This window comes from Paraburkholderia sp. A1BS-2L, assembly GCF_051125205.1.
Classification (GTDB): domain Bacteria; phylum Pseudomonadota; class Gammaproteobacteria; order Burkholderiales; family Burkholderiaceae; genus Paraburkholderia.
The window spans coordinates 632,621-653,337 of record NZ_CP120431.1; the positions used below are offsets into that span (position 1 = coordinate 632,621).

Annotated in this window: 16 protein-coding genes; 1 reads left to right on the forward strand and 15 read right to left on the reverse strand. The window is 66.8% G+C overall.

The window, feature by feature from the left end; all coding sequences use genetic code 11:
* Positions 1-53: 53 nt before the first annotated feature.
* Positions 54-1,391 (forward strand): virulence factor, encoded by a 1,338-nt coding sequence (locus tag P5W98_RS32675; RefSeq protein ID WP_421028553.1) that lies wholly within the window; start codon positions 54-56, stop codon positions 1,389-1,391.
* Between the two features lie 20 nt (positions 1,392-1,411).
* Here the strand turns inward: P5W98_RS32675 and P5W98_RS32680 are convergent, their stop codons facing one another.
* From P5W98_RS32680 to P5W98_RS32750, 15 genes are all read right to left on the reverse strand, one after another.
* On the reverse strand, positions 1,412-2,533 hold the full coding sequence (locus tag P5W98_RS32680) for a hypothetical protein (RefSeq protein WP_421028554.1): 1,122 nt from the start codon (positions 2,531-2,533) through the stop codon (positions 1,412-1,414).
* Between the two features lie 9 nt (positions 2,534-2,542).
* Positions 2,543-4,903: a hypothetical protein gene (locus P5W98_RS32685; protein ID WP_421028555.1), complete on the reverse strand. Its 2,361-nt coding sequence runs from the start codon at positions 4,901-4,903 to the stop codon at positions 2,543-2,545.
* A 55-nt stretch (positions 4,904-4,958) separates the two neighbouring features.
* Positions 4,959-6,407 carry a hypothetical protein gene (locus P5W98_RS32690; RefSeq protein ID WP_421028556.1) on the reverse strand — a complete coding sequence of 483 codons (1,449 nt, stop codon included), beginning with the start codon at positions 6,405-6,407 and terminating at the stop codon, positions 4,959-4,961.
* A complete protein-coding gene (locus tag P5W98_RS32695) occupies positions 6,400-6,894 on the reverse strand; it encodes a hypothetical protein (RefSeq protein WP_421028557.1) in 495 nt (164 codons plus the stop codon). The genes P5W98_RS32690 and P5W98_RS32695 overlap by 8 nt, the downstream gene beginning before the upstream one ends.
* A gap of 56 nt (positions 6,895-6,950) precedes the next feature.
* A complete protein-coding gene (locus P5W98_RS32700; protein WP_421028558.1) occupies positions 6,951-7,310 on the reverse strand; it encodes a hypothetical protein in 360 nt (119 codons plus the stop codon).
* Between the two features lie 11 nt (positions 7,311-7,321).
* The gene (locus P5W98_RS32705; protein ID WP_421028559.1) at positions 7,322-9,430 is read right to left on the reverse strand and encodes a hypothetical protein; all 2,109 of its coding nucleotides are present in this window, start codon (positions 9,428-9,430) and stop codon (positions 7,322-7,324) included.
* On the reverse strand, positions 9,427-10,074 hold the full coding sequence (locus P5W98_RS32710; RefSeq protein WP_421028560.1) for a hypothetical protein: 648 nt from the start codon (positions 10,072-10,074) through the stop codon (positions 9,427-9,429). The genes P5W98_RS32705 and P5W98_RS32710 overlap by 4 nt, the downstream gene beginning before the upstream one ends.
* Positions 10,075-10,076: 2 nt before the next feature.
* Positions 10,077-10,571 carry a hypothetical protein gene (locus P5W98_RS32715; RefSeq protein WP_421028561.1) on the reverse strand — a complete coding sequence of 165 codons (495 nt, stop codon included), beginning with the start codon at positions 10,569-10,571 and terminating at the stop codon, positions 10,077-10,079.
* Positions 10,572-11,291: a hypothetical protein gene (locus tag P5W98_RS32720; RefSeq protein WP_421028562.1), complete on the reverse strand. Its 720-nt coding sequence runs from the start codon at positions 11,289-11,291 to the stop codon at positions 10,572-10,574.
* 31 nt (positions 11,292-11,322) lie between these two features.
* Complete coding sequence (locus P5W98_RS32725; protein WP_421028563.1) at positions 11,323-16,089, reverse strand: hypothetical protein; 4,767 nt, start codon at positions 16,087-16,089, stop codon at positions 11,323-11,325.
* Positions 16,090-16,108: 19 nt separating this feature from the next.
* The gene (locus P5W98_RS32730; RefSeq protein ID WP_421028564.1) at positions 16,109-16,351 is read right to left on the reverse strand and encodes a hypothetical protein; all 243 of its coding nucleotides are present in this window, start codon (positions 16,349-16,351) and stop codon (positions 16,109-16,111) included.
* A gap of 21 nt (positions 16,352-16,372) precedes the next feature.
* Positions 16,373-16,807, reverse strand: a complete 435-nt coding sequence (locus P5W98_RS32735; RefSeq protein WP_421028565.1) for a hypothetical protein — start codon at positions 16,805-16,807, stop codon at positions 16,373-16,375.
* Positions 16,808-16,852: 45 nt separating this feature from the next.
* Positions 16,853-18,037: a hypothetical protein gene (locus tag P5W98_RS32740; RefSeq protein ID WP_421028566.1), complete on the reverse strand. Its 1,185-nt coding sequence runs from the start codon at positions 18,035-18,037 to the stop codon at positions 16,853-16,855.
* Positions 18,038-18,154: 117 nt separating this feature from the next.
* Positions 18,155-19,096: a hypothetical protein gene (locus P5W98_RS32745; protein ID WP_421028567.1), complete on the reverse strand. Its 942-nt coding sequence runs from the start codon at positions 19,094-19,096 to the stop codon at positions 18,155-18,157.
* Positions 19,097-19,505: 409 nt separating this feature from the next.
* A complete protein-coding gene (locus P5W98_RS32750; RefSeq protein WP_421028568.1) occupies positions 19,506-20,657 on the reverse strand; it encodes a porin in 1,152 nt (383 codons plus the stop codon).
* Positions 20,658-20,717 lie beyond the last annotated feature (60 nt).

A 20,717-nucleotide genomic window follows, 5' to 3' on the forward strand; every position in this document is an offset into this window, starting at 1 on the left:
GTCTTCGCGACGCTCTTGGCTACCCGCCGGCCGCTGAATTAACTACAGGAGCGTTGATGAAACGACTCGTTGCCATACCCGTCCTGCTGGCCATCGCAACCTTTGCATTCACGACGGCCGCCATGATGCCAACGCCCGCCCTGGCCGCCTCGCCCCACACCGGCACACCTCAGACGGATCCCGCCAAACCCTTCATGGCGCAGGTTGTCGGGCTCGAATGGCTTAATCCGCTGCAGCGGCGCGACTACCCGACCGAGTGGCAGGTGTTGTGGGCCATGGGGCTCGTCAAGCCGAACAAGAACGATGACATGGTGCGGACCAAGTCGCAAAAATTCTCGACACTCCAGTCGATCGGCGCACTTGCCTACGGCAATCACGGCAAGGAAACTTTCGACGGCTTTTATGAAAAATATATGGACGAGTTGCTCGTCAAGTTCGACACCCGCTACGTGACGAACGCGAAATACTTCTACACGGTCAAGCCCGACAACAAAAAGGACTGGCGGGAGTTAGCGGGGATTCATGTTGAATTCGCGATTCCCACCCGCCTTGATCCCATCGACGCGCAAACTTTTTTGCACAAAAGCATCGTCAGGCGATTCAACATCGGAAGCAGGAGCTTCCCCAGCCTCTGGAGCCGCGACACGCCTCCCGACGTGCACGTCACCCCCGGCGGTGCGAACGCGGGCTTCACCTCGCTGAACAACGCGCTGGACTACCTCCAGGCGAACCCAGACAAAAGCGTCTGGGTGATGAACTGGGACGCCCCGAGCTTTCCGCCAAAGGACGGCCAGCTCAACGAAAACATGGTGCTGCTGTTCCTCGCCGGCCCGCAGATGAAGACCGAACGCGCCCCGCTCGCCTGGATCGGCCGCGCGGCCACGGGCAACGCACAGGACTTCGAACGAAAGCCCGGCACGACGCGCGCGGTCGAAGCATGGAAGGCCACGATCGCCGCCGCCGCGCACAATGCGAACGTATCGGTGCCCGATATCCACTACACGATCCACGATGCGGGCAGGGGCAGCGAAGCCTCCTCCTCGCGCATCGGCTCGCTCGGCCGCACCCTGACCGAGACGATGCCCGACTTCGACTTCCAGAAGCAGACCTTCAACACGCCGGAGCTGCTCGGCGAAATGGGCGCCGGCACGGCGCTCACCGATGTGGTGCTGGCAATCGGCCGGGCGAACCATCTGGGCGAGACCGTGCTCGTGGCCGGCACCACGGACGCGGACCATCCCGTTGCGGTCGTCGTGACACCGCCGCCCCAGGTCGTGCCAATCGATCCAGACGCGGACTGGTTCCGCGCGCGCGGCGAAAACAACGCCTATCTGCCGTGGTGGGGCCGGCGCTACGACTCGAAGTATGGCCAGCAGGGCTGGTCTTGGTGAGTCCGGAGCGCCACACCCCACTAAACCCGCGTCAACGTCTTCGCCAGTGCCGACGTCGCGGCCACATCGCCCGAATTCATCGCCACGCCTCCGGTCGACAGAGCCTTGGTGACGTCGGTGGCATTGGCGGCCGCGAGTTGCCCGATCGTGGTGATGCCGCCTTTGTTCAACGCGGCGGCGGCGCTCGACGACAAGCCGGGCAGGTTGGTGATCGGCGCGCTGGACGCTGCACCGGTCGCCCCCTGGACGCCGAGTGCCGCGTTGACGACGGCGCTCCCGCCCGTCGAGCGAATCGCTCCAGCCTGGCGCTCAACGAGGTCGGAGGCTAGCGCGTCCGGGGTCGCATACGAAGCCGTATCCGGAAGAATGCTCACGGCATCCGCGACGCTCATGCCGTTGTCGAGCGTCTGCGTCCCGTAGTTCTTCACCAGGTCGGCCTTGCTGACCGTCTTGCCGCCGAACTGCTGGAGGAATTGCGGATTCGACGCCATGAACTTCGCGAGACTCGCCGGGCCCGACACGCGCGGATCGCTGGCCGGGTTCGACGGCGTCGGCGTTACGTTCGGCAGCATGATCGTGCCCTGGCTGGTCTGCCAGACGGCAACGTCCTTGTCGAAATACTTCGTTGACCCAACGAAGTGAGCGTTCGTGGCGTCGAAGGGCGGGATGAAAGGCGCCGGCTCGTAGCTCACGCGTCCCTGCGCGAGGTTGAACAGGTCCGCATTGATCAGATTGATCTGGGTCCGAATCTCGTCGAGCAGGCTGCGGATCTCGGCGCGCATGTTCGCGAGACACGCGAACACCTGGCCGAGGTCCGTGCGCACGGCGGCAAAATCCTGCTCGATCTTGTGCAGGCGCGAATTGAATCCTTCTTCTCCCGCCGTTTGCTGGGCCTGCACCACGCTCTCGCCGTCCACCCAGTCCGTGTGGTGGAAGGTCGGCGTGAAGGTTTCGACGCAGTCGTTCTCGACAGCCGGGAAATCGGTCTGATAGTTGAAGACGCGCTGCTGCCGCGCGCCCTGCTGGATTAGCCAGTTGCCGAGGATGATCGATGCTTCCGAATCGCCGACGCCCGTGTCGCGAATGGACTTCATCACATCGGAGATCGCCATTCCATCGAGTTGCAGTGTATCGACAGCCATTTTGGTCTCCTATGCGCCGGTGTCGGCGGGCGGCAGTGGCGGAACGACGAGACCGCGATGGCGGTCTTGCCGGAATGGGCGGAACGTGCGCGCGGCGCTGGGCGGGAGCGGATCGGCGTGGCCGTCGCCGTTCAGGTCGACGCTGCTCTGGCGCAGCGCGAAGGTATTGACCAGTACGCCGATCGGCAGGATTTCACCGAGCGTGTTCATCAGGTACTCGTACTGCGGGATCGTGAGCAGGGTGCCGCTCGGCACGCTGGCCCGGAATTCGTAGGGATCGTTCAGGCCGGGCCGGCGCGCGTAGCCGAGCACCACGACCGCCGTGAGTCCGGCAGTCGCGGAGGTGAAGACGGTGCGGCTGCCGATCGGCTTGACCTGGCCGCCGGTGCCCGAGAGCGCGACGGTGTACCAGCGAAAGCCGACCGAGCGGCGATCGGAGAGATTCACGCCTGCGCCGGGCAGGCCGATTGCGCCGATTGTCAGGATCACGCGGTGGTCGGTGGTGGTGAGCGGTAGCGCCGAGGCGAGCCCGTTCGCCGCGAACAGTCCGACCAGCCGCTTCAGGTCGTCGGCTGCAGATGGCGTGCCGGCGAGTACCGCCGAGGCCAGCGCGGCCGGCAGGGCGATCGTGGTGACCAGTTCCGGCGGAAGCGCCTCGAGCTGCGCGACGATGGGCGCGGGCGCCGTGAGATCGGCGAGGCCGGCGGCCCGGAACACGGTGAGCGGCGGGTCGGCGGCCGCGTGGGGCGCGGCGGCGTTCCACGCGGTGGTGGCGTCAATGGCCGATAGCGCGGTCCACGCGGCGCCGCCGGACGCCGTCCATTGCGCGAGCGTGGCGGCCAGGCCATCGTGGATCACGACATTCGCCGTAGGGTCGCCGGGCGCCTGGTAAGCCGCTTGCAGCGTGGCCGCTGCGTTCACGGCGGCGTTGGCCGGTCCGGCGATCACGAGCCCGAACGCGGGCAGGTGCGAAACGTAGACGGTTGCGGCGTCGACGGCATAGACGGTCTGCAGGCCGCACGCACTCAGGAACCACGCACCGGCCGGATCGCTCGCGGACGATACCGGCGTCATCGTGCTCACGAGCGCTGCGAGTTCAGCGTCGGAGATGGCCGGCGGGTGGGCGACGGCCGCCGCGAGCGCGTCGAGGTCCGCTGCGGCGGGCGGTTTGAGGTCGGCGCCCAGCCCAAGCTGATAGCGGCTGTTCGCAGCGCCATCCTGCGCGCGCGTGATGCTCCAGTGCGCAGCCTGGCCGAGCGCGCGCCGGCAGCGTCCGACGCGATCCAGCGCGGACGCGAGCAGCGGCGCCAGCGCAGCCTGAGCCGGAAAATCGAAGCTCTGGCGCAGGCTTGCGCGCAAGGTCTCGACACTGGCGCGGCGTTCCGTCGACAGCGCCCGCGCCAGATGAACGCCATTCGCCGTTGCTTCGTCCTGCGGCCAGATCAGATGGACCGCGCGAACGTAAGCGAGGAAGTTCGTGCGGACGGCGTCGCTGCCCGTGCTGATCAGATGAACCGCGACCGCGAACGGATTGACCCGTTCGTCGATCTGGAAGCGCGCCTGCACGCCCAGGCCGGCGAGGAGCCCCGCATTGGGCGCGCCGGCCAAGCCGGGGCCGTTCAGGGCATCGTCGAGCCGCGCGCGGGTCGCGCGCAGGAACGGCCGGAACAGGGCGAGCCGGCGCCGGTAGTGGTCGTCGGGTTCCGGAGCCGGTGCGCCGCCCGCGTCGGTCCACGGCTGGAGAACGATGTGGCCCGCATCGGCGGCGAGCCGGTCGGCGAGGCGCGGCACGGCCACTTCCGCGCCCACCCGGTCGAGCGCGTCGGCCGCCGCGCCGGCCAGTTGCCGCATTGCGGCCAACTCGCGCGCCTGACGCCGGATCGTGTGCTTCTCCGCCGAGAGCGCGTAGAGGAGCCGGCCGAAGATCCCTTCGATCAATTGAAGCTGGATCTGGTTGGCGATCTGATTGGCGGCGATGGCGCTCGTCGTGCCATCGGCCGCGACGGCGGCTAGCGTGAGCACGAGCGTGAACGGCGCGGCTGTCCGGACATCCGGATCGACTGTCGGCAGATGGAGCGGCACGAACGCGCCCGCTTCGGTCCACGGGGCGAACACGGCCGTGCCGAAGCTCGCCGGCGCATTGTCCGCGAGCAGCACGGCGCTGACCTGCAGACCGGTTGCGCCGAGCGCGGCGGCCGGCGCCACGACGAGCAGCGGGTCGCGGGTCACATCGGGAATCGCCGCGTGGCCGGTGGCGTCGCACGCGATGTCCCGCACCTGCGCGCCGCCCGCGAACGGCGCGGTGAGATTCGCGAACAGGTTGCCTTGCGACGACGCCGCCCAGCGGTCGGGCTTCAGAATGTCAGCCATGGCGCCTCCTTGCGGCGCAGCGTTCGCGCGCGGCCCATCACGGCGGTTGCGTGTCTCATATGATCGTCAGCACCGTTGCGGTGTCCACGAAATCGGCCACCTGGTTGATCGCCAGATCGATGTTCAGGCCGCAGCCGGGCCCGGCGGGGCCGTTCGTCGATGCCTGAGTGAAGTCGATGTTTTCCATCGCAGGCGGATAGCGGAGCAGCATGACGTTCTGCACATCGGTGATGCCGGGCTCGCTCATCAAGGCCCAGATCACTTCCGAGACCCGCACCGGCTCGCCGAACGACAGGCTGTCGATGTAGCGGCGCAGCCGTTCGTTGAGCCGCGCTTTCAGCGCCTGGGCCGGAGCCGATGCGTTGACGGAAGCCTTCGAGCCGAACGGCATCGGAATCCCGCGCACGACCAGGTCCGCGTTCACGCAGATGCCGATCTGCTCGGCCTGCTGAACCTGCGGGAAGATGCCGATCGGACGCAGATCCTCGATGGCCGTGAGCACCGAGGCTTCGAGGCCGTCGGGCCCGTCCCAGATCGCCGAATCCGTGGGCGACACGAGCACGGTGAAATAGTAAGGATTCCCGAGATCACGTTCGCTGCCGAATACGCGCTCGACAAAGTTGAAGTTGCCGAAGATCGACTGGTTGATGTCGAGTCCGCCCCATGCGTCGCGGATCAGCGCCTGGCGCACGCCCGGCACGAGCGATACGGCGATCTGGATCGCGTCGACGGTCCAGATCGAGCGCGGCGCGCGCAGCAGCATCGAGCGGTAGCGCGCGTCGGGCCATTGCAGCTCGCCGCCGGTCAGCTTCTCGCTGTGCGTGATGCTGATGAGTGCCTTGTTCGCGGCTTCTTCCGCCGCCCGCAGATCGGCGAGCTTGGTGTCGTATGGATTCCAGCGGTCGATTCGCTGCGGATGGCTGCCATCCGCCGCCGTGAGAGCCGGATCGAGATTGTGCGAAGGCCCCGGGTAGAACGCGACGACGGCGATATCGGCCTGGGGGCTCGCGGCGGTGATCGTCGCCGATTCGTCGGTCGCGACGTGATGCCCGCCCGGCGTAAGCAGCCGCGCGCCGCGCGGGATCGTGATCTGCGCGACGCCGGCCGGCAGCGTGCCCGTGAGCTTCAGCGTGATCTTGCCGGTCGCCTCGAGGCAGGGCCTCGGCAGGCCGAGCTCCGCGCCGAGGCTGCTCAATGCCTGGCCCTCTGCCGACACCACGAACATGTTGTCGTAGATCGCGCCAAGCGCCGTCCAGGTGCGGGCGTCCTCCAGCGCCGCGACCTCGAAGAGCTTGCGCACGACCGAGCCCGAGGTGAGGTCGAGGTCGGTGCCGAACAGCGCGCGGCCAAGCGCGAGCTTCTCGGCGAGCAGCCGCGCGAACGGCTTCGCGTAGAACCCTTGCGGCGTGACGCCGAACGGGGCCGCGCTGGTCGTCCGGATCACGGACGCGTCCACCGCCAGCACGTCGGCGGTGTCGATACTGGTGGGGTTCTGGTCAGCCATTCGTCGTCACCTGGCCCGCGCCGAGCGCGATTTGATCGATGTTGATGGAGTACGTGTCACCCGAAAGCGTTTCGAACGCCACGCGCACGTCGAGAATGCGGCTGCCGGACGTGACGGGATCGAGACGGCCGTCTTCGAGCTTGACGTCGACGATGCGCCGGATGCGCGGATCGGCGCGCAGCACCTTGATGACCGCGATGCGAATGCGCTCGCGCATCAGGACCGGGTTGGTCTCTTCGGCGATCGCGTTGATGCCGTCGAAGCCATAGCCGATGTTGAACAGGTCGCTGCCGAGCGCGGTGGTCAGCGCGATGGACAGCGACTGGCCGAGGTTGTCGATCAGCTCGACGCACGCGAGATCGAGCAGGCCGTTCGTCGTCACGAAGCGGATATCGCGTCCGATATCGGCGTTGGCTTCGGCTGGGGCGCACGCGACGCCCCAGCCCAGCACCCTGCGCCGCAATGGGTCTTTCTGTTGGTCGGTCATCGGTCCTCCCTGAGGGGTGCCCTGACGTACGTCCGTGTGCTTGCCTGTCGTTTGCCCTAACTGGCGGTGAGCTTCGTTTGCCCGGCGATGCCGGCGAGCAACTGCTGCGGGGTGGTCTTGGCCACCATGCCATCGGTGGTGCCGGCCAGCGTGTCGAGCATCACCGGCTGGCCACCGGCCTGAAGCTTGGCCGCTGGGCCGCCCGTCACCGAGGCGACCGTCGTGCACGGTTTCGCGGTCGGGCCGGACGCATCGGAAGCGGGCGGCGTCGAGCATCCCGCGATCGACTGGCCTGCAATGCCGCTTTGAAGCAAAACGGCCGCGCCATTCACCTGCAGCTTCGTGGAGCTCGATGTCGATACGTTGCCCGCGTGGCCACAGGTCACGTTGCTCGAAGTTGTCAGCACGCCTGGCATGGCGGTGCTCCTCAATGAACGTTCATGTTGGACTTCACCTGGACATCGACGCTGTTCGCTTTCATCGTGATGGTCCCGTCCCCGGCGTCGATGGTGATGTTCTTCGCGGTGATGGTCACGCTGCCGTCTTGCGCCATGACGATCGACGATTGCCCGCTGGTGTGCTCGATCGTCACCGCCCCCTGGTTTTTTTGCTCTGGCCGATCGGGCCGCTTGCCGGCGTTCCCGAGATGGTCGCTGCCCACTCGCACCGTGAGCTCGCCGACCTCGATGATGCGGTTGCCGTCTGCGTCGATCAGGTCGTTCGTGACCTTGCCGGCGTACTCGGCGGGCGTCTTCGTGTCGTCCACCTGGCTGCGGCTTCCCGGGTCGACGCCGGCGGGCAGGGTTAGCCAGTAGTCGCCCGGCTGAGATGCTGGCCCGTGCCCCGATGTCCACAATGCGCCGATTTCCACGGGATCTTCGGCGCGGCCGTTGCGATGGGCGAGCACCACGCGCATGCCGGGGTAGCGCGGCAGCACCAGCCCGCATTTGCCCCACGCGAACGGCGACGCGTAGCTCACGCCTTCGAGCGGCGCGGGGGTGTCGCGCTGGATGTCGAGGCGCCGGGCCTGATTGGCGCGCCCGTCCGGCCCCACGAGGCCGCGAAAAACGCGCTCGGTCTGGCCCGGCGGCTCGGTCGTGCCGCCGCCGGAAGGATGAAAGCCACGCACCTCGCCAATGTCGACGCTGCGCGGCGTTTCGGCGCCTTCGCGCACCACCTGGCGAATCGCGGAGGCCGCCGACGCGGCGCCATCCGCGCGGTCGCCCGTGGTGCCGGTCGCGCGGCCGGGCGCATGCGTACCCGCGCCGGAGGCCGTATCCCACGGCTGCGACGTGTCCTTGATCTCGACGCCCGTGACGGTCGTCACGAACCCCGACGCCCGTCCGAGCTGGTGCATCACCGAGGTCACGTAAAGATTGATCGGATTGGTGATGGAGTCCGGGTCCGTACTCATCCCGGGAAGAAGCGAGCCGGCGAATGCGCCGCCGAGCAGCGAATTCAGAAAGCCCGGCTGGGTCACCAACTCCTCGGGGGGGCTGTCGAAGGTCGCCATGTCGCCCGGTTTGATGTCGGGTCGGCCCTTGAGCGTGAGCCTGAACTGGCGGCGCGTTGGGGTAAGGGTGGGCGCGGGTGGGGTTGCGTCCGCGGCGGCGGCGGGTTTTGTCGAGTCGGATGAGGCGTCCGGATTGGCCTGAACGGCAGCGAGCGGCTCGGTGTTGAGCAGCCCGTTGCCGAGCGTCAGCGGCTTCGATTTATCGTTCGGGGCGAGCGGGAAGCTACGGATGCCGAAATATAATTTTCCGTCGCGGATCACCATCAAGCCGCGCCCATACTTGCCGCTCGCTTGTTCCATCCGTGTCGCGAGGTCCTTGAGCGCTTTGGCATAGGTGCCGCCCGAATCGATCGAGATCTGTTCGTCGCCGGGACTCGTCGCCGAATTGCCGCTTGCATTGCCGCCTGGGTTGCCGCTGGCCGTCGGCATCGAGCCGTCTTTGCCGAAGCCCTGCAGCTGGATGTCGACGTGCGTTTGCTTGCCGATCGTCGTGACCGCTTCGCTGAGCTTGTTCGCTTTCACCGGCTCCGCAATCTGTACGGTCGACAGGTTTTGATAGACCCGCTCCTTGCACTCTATGGTTGCCTCGTAGCGGCGCACGCCCACCGCACGCGACACCTTGACGATCCGCAGCACCGAGACCAGCGACGACTTCATCGACTCGGGATCGAAGCGCCCGAGCGTGTCGGTCAGGCCGCCGAGGTTGGCGAGATAGCCGAGCGGGCTCGCGTTCGCGTCGATCCAGTACAGATAGAGCTGCGCGACCGTCGGCTGCGACGCCGCGCCGGTCTGGGCGATCTTGGCGTAGTCTGCGTCGGTCATGCCTTCGACGGTGATCGAGCAGGCGCCGGCTTCGAGCCCGGCGGGCAGCGTTGCGCTCAGCCGCGCCTCGTAGTCGGCGGAGCACACGGTCCATAGCGCAGGCTGGATCGCGCCGTCGCTATCCTCCTTGTGGAAGGTCAGCGCCCAGCCGGCCGCGTTGCCGATCATCACCTGGTTCGAAGTCAGCGTCGGGAGGCTCATCGCAAGACCCTCGGGATCGTGATGCGCAGCCGGTCGTAGAGCGCCTGCGCGAGGTTCAGGCTGACCACCGAGCGCATCGCGATGTGCGGCGGCAGACGCAGGCGCAGGAAGGGATTGAGCGGCACCGGCCCGAAGGTCTGCATGCCCGTATCGTTGCGGCGCCATGCGAGCGTGAGTGTCGAGCCGTAGTCGCCGGGGCCGATCATCGAGCCCGCGCGCAGATCCCATGACAGCACCGATACTTCGAGACGGCCCGCTGCGTCGCCGCCGTCGGCGGGTACGCTGAACGTCGCGCCGGCCGTGAGCGGGATCGACGCGACATTCGTGCCGCCGCGCTGGATCAGCAGCCGCGCCGTCGCGCGCTCGACGTTGCAGACCGGCGCACTCACAGCAGGATTGGCCGACGGATCGCATGGATCCGTCTGCACGGTGCTAACCGACACCACCGCGGCCGGGTCCGCCTGCTGCCACTCGCCGGCGAGGCCGGTGGGCACCGCGAGCACGGCGGTGAAGTCGGCGTCGAGCGTGATGGGCTGCGGAATGCCGGTCATGATCTTCTGCGCGAGCGTCGCGAAGCCGTCGGGGGCGGCTGGCGGGTCGGCGGGCGTCAGGTAGCGGTCGACGGGGATGGGCGGCGCGGGCATCGTCAGTTCCCTCCTGCGTCCATCAGCGCGCCCACGCCGACGCTCGCGAGATCGAGCAGCTTGCCGAGCGCGCCGGGCAGCGGCATGTAGGCCAGCTGGATCGACACGTCGAGCGCTTCGCGCTTCGTCGTGCTCGCCGTGAAGGACAGCGACTGGATCTGCATGTCGGTGCGGATCGTCATCGCGGTGATCAGGATCAGGCCCGACACCTTGCCGCCGGTGAACGAGCCGAGCGCCGTGCCGCGCTTGCTCGACTCGGCCAGCGTTTCGAGCGCGAGCTTCCACGCGAAACGCTCCATGCCGACCAGCACGCCAGTCAGGTCGATGGTGTCGTCGTGCACGCCCACGATCGCCCGCGCGCCGGTGGAACCGATCGGCGGCAGGTGGTAGGTCTCCGTGAGCTTCATCGTCGTGACGGCCCAGATCGGAATCGGCAGGATGCCGTCCGAGATGATGGCCGACGGGATGTTCGCGTAGTTCTGGTAGCTGGAGGCCATCTATTTCCTCCCGGTGGTTGCTTCTTGCAGTAACGCGGCGATCGCGTCGTGCACGGGCGCCGGCGTGCCTTCCTCGGTTTCCACCGACCACGACGCTTCGCCCGGCTGCAAACCGATGGCGCTCGCGCAGTGCGCGAATGCTTCGATCACGCTGCGCCGGTTGCGCTCCACGAGCTGCGCCGGCTGCTGTCCGAATGGCCGGCCTTCGCTGTCGAAGCGCGGGAGCTGGCCGCTGAGCGGATAGCCGAGCATCGGCAAGCAGAGGCGGATCTCGCGCCAGTTGCTGGACCAATGGAAATCGATGTACGCGAGGGTGAGCAGCGTCGGCGTCGGGCGTGCCGTTCCATCGGCGGCGACCCGCCCGTACCACGCCGGCGCTGGAGACAACTCCGGCGCGACGTAGCGCAAGCCGCCTATGAGCTGGACCAGATAGTCGTCGCCGGCGGGAAGATCGTCCACGACGCTCGCCTTCATGGCCGCACGCCCGTCGAGTTGCGTGACCGGCGACGTGGTCGCGGTCTCGCCCGGCCACGGCGCTCGGTCGATCGCCGGCCCGGCCGGCAACCAGTCGTACGCTTGTCCGGAGACGAACGCGTGGCACTCCATCGGAAGAAAGACTTCCGGCGACCAGCGCTCGATCAGGCGGCGCAGCGTCCCGGTCGGGCCGCCGGCCACATCGCCTGTCGACGAAAAATCCAGTATCAGATCGATTGCAAGCATGGTTTGTTTTGCCTTGTCCAATCCAATCAGCCTATGGCGTCCAGCTATGGATCAGCGCGCCTTGCGAATTGTAGAAGCGCACCCGGGCGATGCTCTCCGAGCCTACGGCCTTCACAGTCACACGATCCAGAAAGGGCGCCAGCGAGCCGTCCGCCTGCATTTGCGCGAGCAGGTTGTCGAAGGAGAAGCCGTCCGCGGACGGATCGATGCGGACATCGATCTCCCGGCGCAGCCAGCGTATCTCCGTGCGACCGCCATAGACGCCGCCGGGGCTGTATTGGACGACCTTCTTTCTCAAACTCGACGAGCCCAGGCTCTTTTCCAGCGTGAGCAGCGGATTGGCGGGATCGACGGCTGGAATCTCGGTGGCCACCGACTCGCGCCCGATAGTTTCCCCCGTAACTGTCGTGAGCATGACGTCCGGGCCTTTCACGCCTTCACCCGCGACTTCGACTGTAGCGACATTGACATCGGTTGGCAGCGTCAGCATCGTTTGCGCCTGGGCCGGCGAGACGTTGTCGCCCAGCAGCCGGACATACGCGCGCGCTTCCTCCGCTGCGGACGGGAAGGTGGTGGCCCTCGGACCGGTGCCGACCGTGCGGGTCGGAAATCCGGACTGGCCGATATCGGCGGCGATCTGGTCGATTTCGGCGATCGGCGTCGGTCCGCGTGTCGTCACCGACTGGAGCGCCTGGATCAGGTCGGTCATCTCGAAGCGCTGCAGGCTGCCGCCGCTCAGCGCGCGCACGCGCGCGAGGAGCCGGCCGAGCGCGTCGATCGCCGCGCCTTCGTGGCCCGGGTAGCGGCCCACGAAGGCGCGGAAAGGCGTGCGATTGGCACGCTGGCGCAGCATCTCCATCACTTCGTCATGGCGGATGATGGCCTCGGCGTGTCCCAGTTCGTTCCAGTACGGCAAGTCGTCGCGATACAGCCCGCGCAGCGCGGAGTCGAAGCGCGCGCCCGTGAGCCGCTGGAATTCCTGCACGGTCATGCCCGAGCGCTCGACGTACACGTTGTCGAGCGCGCGCTGGAGTTCCGTGTCGAGCGTCAGATGCTGCTGCAATACGAACAGCAGCGAGTCGGACGGAACGCGGTTGCCGGCGCGCAGCAGTGTGGCGATTGCGAGGTCCTGCTGGTCCTGCGAGAACGCGCGCAGCGCTCCGGCGAAGGCGTCGAGGCCGGCCACTGCATCGGCAATCGTCGTGCCGAACGGGCCGTGCGCGGCCGCGAGCGTGCGGAACGAGTCGAACCCGTTGCGGCCGATGAAATCGAGCGCATTCGGCGCGCTCGCCAGCGGCTCGAGAAAGCCGTCCTGCGCGATCCGATTCACGACTTCCTGCCGCTGCGCACCGAGCCAGCGCAGGTAGCCGGGCGCGTCGGCAGCCGGGATCGCGCGCATCAGCGTATCGGCTGCCGCCGACTCCAGCGCGCCGTACAGGCGGTCGAGTCCCTCGCCGACGCCCGCATTCAAGCCGCCTTTTTCGAGCGCCTGCGCGACGCCCTCGGGCGTCACGAGTTGCTCGGGACGACGAAGCATTTCCAGCGCCGAGATCTGCTGTTCGTCGGTAAAGGGCGCGAGCCGGCCGAGGAAGGCTTCGCAATCGGCCGTCGAAAGGCGGAACGACGGCCCGGCCAGCACATCCCAGATGCGGTTGATGTCCCCGGTCGTCAGGTGGTGCAGCAGATTGGGCGACGACGCCAGGCCATCGAGCTGCCCGCCGCCGATCAGCGCGCCCGCGCGTTCATCGGTAAGCCGCCCGAGCGCGTTCAGCAGTTTCTGCGCGCGGCCGCGGTCGACTGCCACCCGGTTCAGGAACGCCAGCAGTTCTTCTTGCGACATGCGCGCCGCGCCGGCCTCGGTCGTCGACAACAGCCGTTCGAGCCCGTCGGTCTCGACTGGACCCATGCCGATGTCGGCGAGCTCGAAGACCCGGCGGAACATCGAGAACTCGAAGCGCCGCCCGATGGCGCCGAGGCTCAGCCCTTCGCCGAGCGTCGCCATGCGCTCGCGCAGGCCGGTGATGATCGTCTGCACGCTCGATGCTTCGAGAAAGGTCGCGAGACGTTCGCGGATCGCGGACAGCGCCTGCGAGATTTCGGCCGCATAGCGGGCGGGCGAGACGCCCGATCGGCGGATGACCCCGATGGCTTCGTCGGCGGTGTTCAGCACGGTTTGCCCGCCGACCCGGAACGCGCCCTGCAGCGCCGGGCCGATCACGAACTCGCCGAACAGCCCGAACACGGCGCCCATCGTCATGCCGCGCACATACTGGCCAAGGCTCGGGCCCGGCCCGTTGCGCAGCAGCGTGTCGGCGAGCCCATGCGAGAACACGACCGCGCCGCCGCCGAGCGAGCCGCCGACGATGCCCACGAAGAGCCGTTCCGCGACCCAGCCGCCGACGATGTCCGACATCGTCGCGCGTCCGATGCGCAGCGCGATCGCGCGCCCGCCGATGCCCGCGAAGCGGAAGGTCAGCGCGAACAGGTAGCCGTCGATCGCGGCCATCACGAAGCCTTCGAGACTGTAGTGCTTCGCAGTCGCGAGATAGAGGATCTCCGAGACGAATACCGAGGTCAGCACTGCCCCCGTGCCGCCGGCCGCCTCGACCAGCGCGGTGACGATGCCGGCTTCCCACGCGACGGCAATCACCGCAATGCCGCCGATCACGAGCCCGACCGTCTCCAGCCGGTCACCCATGCGGCCCAGATCCCAGCCGAACAGGAGCCACTCGAAGTCGAGTTCCGTGGTCGTGCGGCTCGTGCCGGCAAGATCGGTCCAGCTCGATTCGCCTTCGATCTTCTGGACCATGTTGAAGGTCACGTTGTAGCGCTCGATGCCGCGGTCGACGACAAACTCGATCGCGGTCACGCGCAGCGACGTGATCTGGGTGACGGTTTCGAAGTCGTCGTTCGAGAGGTGGATCGCGGCCACCGCCCGGTTGATCGCTTCGTTCGCGAACTCCTGGTTGTTGAAGTCCCTGGCGACCCGGCCGGCCATGATGTCCCCGAGCAGCTGATTGGCCGCGGTCTCCAGGGCAGCGTCGAACTCGGCCCGCCGTTCTTCGCGCAGATGCTTCACGCGCGCGTGCGACGCATAGTCGGCGTAAGCGTCGGCGACCACGCCGTTGTGCGCCACGCGCCGGTCGGCGTCGTGGAACAGCCACATCGCGCCGCTGTCCGGGAAGTAGGCATTCTTGAGCGCTGCGCGCGTCGCGTTGTTGTAGTCGCTGCGCATCTGGCTGATGCGCGGATGCGCGTTGTAGCGCGCCGACGCCGTGGCCGCCTGGATGAAGTGCAGGGCGGCGTCGCCGCGCGTGCTCGCCATCTTGTCCAGCAGCGCGTCGAACCACCGGCCGCCGTCACGCCGCTGCAGCGCCTCCATCCAGAGGTCGAACATCGTGAGCCTGCCGGCCCCGTTGGCGCGAGCCCCGAGGTCGCTGGTGCAGAGCGCGTCGAGCCGGCTCCACCACGGGATTTCAGCCAGCGAATCGCCGCGCGGATAACTGCCGAGCAGCGTAACGATGGCATCGGCGATTTGCTCGGCACGCGCGCGGTGACTGGCCGCGAACTGCTGGTCCTCGTTCAGCGCGAAGGTCGCGGACAGCAGCGCGCCGCGCCAGCCGACCCGCCAGCGGCCCCAGCGGCTGTCCGCATCGAGCGCCAGCGTGGCCGGGGTCGTCAACGGCGCGACGGTTGTGCGCACGGCATCCGGCAGCGTGTCCAGCGTGTCCTGGTTGAGCAGGCGCAGGTCCCGCCTGGGGTAGACGAGCGGGCCTGCAGACGGCAGTGGGTCGCGCGTTTCGACGAGTTGCTGCAGCGTCGTCGGGAGCACCGGCGCGGTGACCTCGACCGGCGACACGTGCAGCATCGTCGTTTCATCGCCCATCGCGGCGATGAAATCGGGCCATGACACGCCCAGCGCATCGCGAAACCCGTCCTGGTAGACGAGGAACTCCAGCTCGCGGTTACGGACCTCGACGTCGACCGGCGTGCCGGGCCGCGCATAGGTCTCCAGCGAGATGGTCGGCAGGACCATCATCGTGAAGATGACCTGCGCGCCGGGCATCAGGTAGACCTCGCCGCCGTAGATCCTGAGGTAGCGGCTGTTGCCGCTCAGGTCGGATGTGGCGCCCGCAACGAGATTGTCTTGATCGAGTTCGATCACGCGCTGCCGGTCCCGCTCCGACAGGTTGATCACCCAGAACCCGTCTTCGCGTCCGGGGTGCGCACGGCTCAGCTCCAGCGCGCGTGCGGACAATTCCGCCGAGAGATCGTCGCGCCGGTACGGCCGGTCGACCCGCACGACCCACAGCGAGACCCATTTCAACTGCTCCTCGTAGTCCGCATAAACGGTGGCGTAGTCGGTGTGGCGGTCGTGGATGGAGGTATCGAGGAACGCGAGGTACTCGCCGACCTTGGCGTGAAAGTTGATGCTCGTCAGCGTTTGCCAGCCGCGCCACGGCCGCCGGCGCAGGCTCGTGCCGGTCGTTGCCGTCGTGCCCGTGGTCGGGGTGCTCGCCTGCGTGCGCGCCGAGCGCTGGATCACGCGCGCGAGGCGCGCCTCGGTGTCTTGGCGCGTTTCGGCCGGGACGCTGCGCAGGTTCGCGCCGCGCCACGAGAAGGTGGGGTCGTGCACGACGATGGCCGAAGGGTCGCCGGAGCGCGCCGTCGCCGCCGCCGAACGCCGCATGGCGCGCGCCATCGCCGCCGCGAGCGCGGCGTCGAGGTCGGCCGGGCGATGCTCGATCGCGTCGAGATCCACCGACAAACGCACCGGAATGTTGACGTTGATCCGCATACGCGCAGAGAAGCGGGTATCAGCCGGTCAGCTCGCGGGCGAGCCGTTCCAGCGTGGCGTGAATCAGGCGGTCCTCGTCGATGGCCGCCACCGTGTTGCGGACCTCGATCTCCACCGGGAAGTGGTAATGGACCTCCGGCGGGCCGCTGCCGCTCGTTTCGTCTGCTTCGGAACCGAGCGACCAGCCGACCGAATGGCCGTCGTGCACGAGGGTTCCCGAGGTCGGATCCTGCGTGTCGTGTCCGCTGTGTCCATCAGGCATGGTCGGTTACTCCGGGCGGGGCTAGGGCAGCGTGGCGGTGGTGTTGCTCTTGTCGGTCTCGGCGGCGCTGAGACAGAAGCCGGTGAACGTTGCCGTGGGCGCGCCCGAGACGGTCGCGGTGGACGGCACCGCGCTCGTGATGACGCAGTTGCTCATGACCACCGACGCGTACGCCCAGTCGTTGCCGTTCATCGACTCTTGCAGCGTGACATCGAACGGCGTGCGCTTGATCGCCAGCGCGGTCAGCTCGGCAGCGACCGTGCCGATGGCCTTCACGGTCATCGTGAACGTCATCGACTGCGGCGAGTAGATCACGCCGATGTGCGTGTGCTCGATCGAGTGCAGCGGCTCCGCAGTCAGCGTGAAGGTGGGGGTGAACGAGTCGATCGGCGTGATCGTTCTAGTCTGGTTGTTTGCCGTATAGGACACGGCCAGCCGGGTGTTCCAGTCAGGCATGTTGGGCTCCTCTTCGGTAGGCAGCGCGGGAAACGAAGCGGTCGGTCAGAAGCTCGGCGCCAGCGTGACGCGCAGCTGGTGCACTGCCGGGCCATAGGTGATCGACACGAACACGTCGACGGTCCGGTTCGCGCGCGCGGTCACGATCAGCGCGCTGTCCGTCGCGCTCCAGGCCGACTCGGGCGTCATCAGGATGTTGAGCACCGGGATCGTGGTCGAGTAGTCGTCGATCACGGCAGCATTGAGCAGCGGCCCGAGGATCGCATCGATGCGCACCTTGACCTGCGTGAGGCCTGCCTTGGTAATGCGCGAATCGCCGATCAGGCCGATCAGGCCCGCCTTGAGCCGAAAATCGATGTCATCGAGCACCCGCACGATGTCGATGTAGAGCAGGCTCGCGTCGGTGGTGTAGCAGCGGCCCTCGCCGAAGTAAAAGCCGCCGCCGACGATCAGCGAGGGCTGGATGATCGGCACGATGCCGGCCTCCGAGAGCCCCTTGATCTCGCTCGGCCCGTACTGGCTGGCGGTCGGCACGCTCACGCCGCGCACCTGCTTGAGCACCATCGAGACCTGCGGCGCGTAGCCGGCGATCGCGCCAGTGGCCGCCGAGGCGACGTCGACCGTCGCGCCGCGCGCGGCCACCAGCACCATGCGGCTCACGTCGCTCTTCAGCGGCGTGGCCGTGGCGTCGACGTCGTGAACGTAAGTGGGCGACTTCGCGGTCGCCGGGTTGATCATCGCCACGCCGAGCCGTTTCTGGCCTTGCGACGACATGGTCTCGACGTGCGCCTTGAGCGCGAGCAGGTTGGTCGGCGGATTGCCGCCGGCGGCGGGCACGCCGACATCGGTTTCGTTCGCGAGGCAGACGAAGTCGACATCGTCCGCGGCTTCGAGCGACGCCAGCGCGCCGGCGTAGTCGTTGCCGTTGACCTTGACGCCATACACTTTCGAGGGCGTCGGACTTTGCAGCATCGCGAGCTTGAGCGAGGTCGACAGTGTCGTGTCGGCCACGCTGCCGTCGGGGTTGACCTTGGCGAAGTGCTGCGACACGTCTGACGCCGTGTCCACGACGGTCGGCATGTCGAATGCCGCATCGCCGCCGTCTGCGCCGGCGGGGGTCTTGCCAACGATCGCGATCACGCCGGGCGAGCGCTGCGCGATGGGCATCAGCGCGGACGTATCGATGTTGACCAGGATGAAGGGAAACGCCGCAGGGACGGTTGCTGACATAAGTTGCTCCTTTGATGTCAGTTCTGAACACGAAACGGGCGATCCATGCTGGCCCGGTGAAATTTCGCAATGCCAGGTTTAATGGCTCGAATCGATATGGATTGCTAACATGCTTGTTTAGACGACCGCGAGGCCGATTCCCTGGAGCACCAGCCAGCCAGCGGCCGCCGCACGCCGCGCGCTTCGCGCGGCGTCGGCCGCCATGCCTGCGGCGGCGCCCGGCCAGCCGGTATCGTCGAACGCCGCGGCCGGCACGATCCACGTGATCGGCAGCGGCTCGCGGATCGGCAGCGTGGCGTCTACCGCGCGGGTGAGGCCCATCTGGCCAAGCTGCTGCCGAACGATCCGCGATTCCGTGAGCAGGTCGCCAACCGAAAAGCCCACGTCGCGGATCATCAGCGCGGTCCCGATCGGCAGCGGCTCCGGCAGCGACGGCACGTCGTTGGGCGGCGAAAAAGTGATTTGCAGGGGATAGGCATGGAGCACGCCGCGCAGGTTCACGATCAGGTCGCTTACGGACGATGCGCCGTTGTCGTGCAGCCACTGGTCCAGCAGCGCGCCTGTCATCAGGTCGGGCTGCGCGAAAGCTGCACGCAGATGCGTGAGCAAGCGCGTGCGCCGTTCGTTTTCGAGCGCGGCGGAATCGGCCGGCAGTGCACCGAGCGCGGCCACGATCTCCGCATCGATCCGTCCAGCATCGACCACGTTGCCGCGCGCCGCGCTTACGTGTCCGGTAGGCGGCGTCGAGCGGGCGATGATCGCGCCGCGCCAGAATGCATCCACGCGAATCGCGCTTTCGCCGAGCCCCGACAGCACGAACTGCGAGTCGGTGCGCTCGCCCGTGGCCGAGCGTCCCCAGTATCCATCGAGAGTGGCAACGCGCGGGACCGCGAGGCCGAGCTGGATATCGTCGAAAACCGCGCTGTACGGTCCTTGAATGGGCATCGCGCTGGTGTCGTAAGCCGTCGACGCGATTTGCGCGAGGCTGTCGCTGTCGAAAACACCACCGCGAGCCGCCGGATCAGCGAGCCTGATGAGGAGCGTATCGACGAAGTTCACGCTGGCATCCTTTCTTCGCTAGCCTGCAGACAATCGTGGCACTACGATGAAAACAGACAGCACTGTTTTGAATTGAAATTCAAAAGGCTTTGCCGTGCGTTGAGCGTAGACGATGGGTGAATCTTGTCAAGAAACGGCGAGATTGCGCATCGCTCATTCCTCAGGTGTGAGGCACCTTACGCGCGAATCGTTCGTTGGAGATTATTTAAGCATCTCAGTATCGAATGTTTATTCACGTTTGGACGGATGAAAGCGCTTTCGCAAAGGTCGAAAACAAACTTTGGTATCCGAAACGTGATTGCGCGCGAGGATCGATGGCAATGCGTTTTGCATGCGTAAAGTTTTTCCCGTCGTCCTCGGTTGCATTGCTGATTTCCGGATACGGCGCGTTATCGGCTTGCCAGCACACTCAGAACTTGTGGCGCAACCCGGCCACCACCACGGTTTGGCTTGCAGAACTGGACGGAGAGAACATGTAGACGTCGGCGTTCGCACCGCTGGCCCGCTGGTAGTCGCAGAAAAGGTAGATATCGGTGCGCTTCGAGAGGAAGTAATCCGCACCGGCCTGGATGTTGTTCCAGTGCGGCGCGCGGTTATAGCCGCCATATCGGCCGGCAGTGTACACATAGCCTGTCGAAAGCAGCAGCGACGGAGTTACGCTATATGACGCGCTCACATCGACGTTTACAAGATGCAGGCTGGTCGTGTCGAGATAGTCGTACCGCACGTCGGTCACGAGACCGGAGGCGCGCAGTTTCCCCGCCGTGTATTGCGCGCCCGCGCCGAACTCGCGCTGACGCCGTACGCCCACTGAGGGATCCAACGGACTCGAATGGAAGAGCAGGAAGGGGGCACCTGCGTAGTCGTCGGTCAGCGCACCCGAAGGGTTGGCACCCGCGCCAGGGCGATCGTTCTGCAGGTAGATGGCCGCAAGCCTGAACTGGCTTGCCTCGTAAGCAACACCCGAGCTCACCGAGCGATTGAGCGCCCACTGGCCGGCGGCGTTGCTCATGGCGTACATGACCTGCGCGCGCAAACCGCCGACCGTAGGGCTTTGGTATTTGAGCGAATTGTTGTAGCGATAACTGCCGAACACGTCGTCGTTGTCGCCCGGGTGCACGGCAAGCCCCGTTGCGGCAATGGCCGATTCGAAGGGCGCGAGGTAATCGTAAGCGGTGTCGTACTGCCGCCCCGCCGTCAACGTGCCGAAGCGTTCGCTGCTCAGACCCACGTAAGCCTGGCGCCCAAACATGCGGCCGCCCTGTTGAAACTTTCCGGTCGTGATGTCGAAGCCATTCTCCAGCGTGAAGATCGCTTTCACGCCGCCGCCCAGGTCTTCCATCCCGCGCAGCCCGAAGCGGCTGTTCTGGTTCGTACCCGAGACGAGTTTCAGGTTGGCATGGCCGCCCTCGTTGCTGGCCCACGCGAGACCCTCTGAGAGAATGCCGTACAGCGTGATGGAGCCTTGCGCCTGCGCGGGCGCATGCAGGGCCAGCAGGCCGAATGTCAGGATGAAACCGGTTCTCAGGCGCACGAACGCCTTGCATGGGGTTGCAGTCATTGTTCTTTCTGATGGTGATGGGAATACGTTTCCAGCGGCGCTACGATTGGCAGTCCAAAA

Excerpts from the sequence above, each read along its gene's own strand:
- P5W98_RS32710 (WP_421028560.1), bottom strand. The coding sequence starts at position 10,074 with ATGCCCGCGCCGCCCATCCCCGTCGACCGCTACCTGACGCCCGCCGAC.
- P5W98_RS32750 (WP_421028568.1), bottom strand. The coding sequence starts at position 20,657 with ATGACTGCAACCCCATGCAAGGCGTTCGTGCGCCTGAGAACCGGTTTC.
- P5W98_RS32740 (WP_421028566.1), bottom strand. The coding sequence starts at position 18,037 with ATGTCAGCAACCGTCCCTGCGGCGTTTCCCTTCATCCTGGTCAACATC.
- P5W98_RS32735 (WP_421028565.1), bottom strand. The coding sequence starts at position 16,807 with ATGCCTGACTGGAACACCCGGCTGGCCGTGTCCTATACGGCAAACAAC.
- P5W98_RS32725 (WP_421028563.1), bottom strand. The coding sequence starts at position 16,089 with ATGCGGATCAACGTCAACATTCCGGTGCGTTTGTCGGTGGATCTCGAC.
- P5W98_RS32705 (WP_421028559.1), bottom strand. The coding sequence starts at position 9,430 with ATGAGCCTCCCGACGCTGACTTCGAACCAGGTGATGATCGGCAACGCG.
- P5W98_RS32695 (WP_421028557.1), bottom strand. The coding sequence starts at position 6,894 with ATGACCGACCAACAGAAAGACCCATTGCGGCGCAGGGTGCTGGGCTGG.
- P5W98_RS32685 (WP_421028555.1), bottom strand. The coding sequence starts at position 4,903 with ATGGCTGACATTCTGAAGCCCGACCGCTGGGCGGCGTCGTCGCAAGGC.
- P5W98_RS32690 (WP_421028556.1), bottom strand. The coding sequence starts at position 6,407 with ATGGCTGACCAGAACCCCACCAGTATCGACACCGCCGACGTGCTGGCG.
- P5W98_RS32730 (WP_421028564.1), bottom strand. The coding sequence starts at position 16,351 with ATGCCTGATGGACACAGCGGACACGACACGCAGGATCCGACCTCGGGA.
- P5W98_RS32720 (WP_421028562.1), bottom strand. The coding sequence starts at position 11,291 with ATGCTTGCAATCGATCTGATACTGGATTTTTCGTCGACAGGCGATGTG.
- P5W98_RS32680 (WP_421028554.1), bottom strand. The coding sequence starts at position 2,533 with ATGGCTGTCGATACACTGCAACTCGATGGAATGGCGATCTCCGATGTG.
- P5W98_RS32715 (WP_421028561.1), bottom strand. The coding sequence starts at position 10,571 with ATGGCCTCCAGCTACCAGAACTACGCGAACATCCCGTCGGCCATCATC.
- P5W98_RS32700 (WP_421028558.1), bottom strand. The coding sequence starts at position 7,310 with ATGCCAGGCGTGCTGACAACTTCGAGCAACGTGACCTGTGGCCACGCG.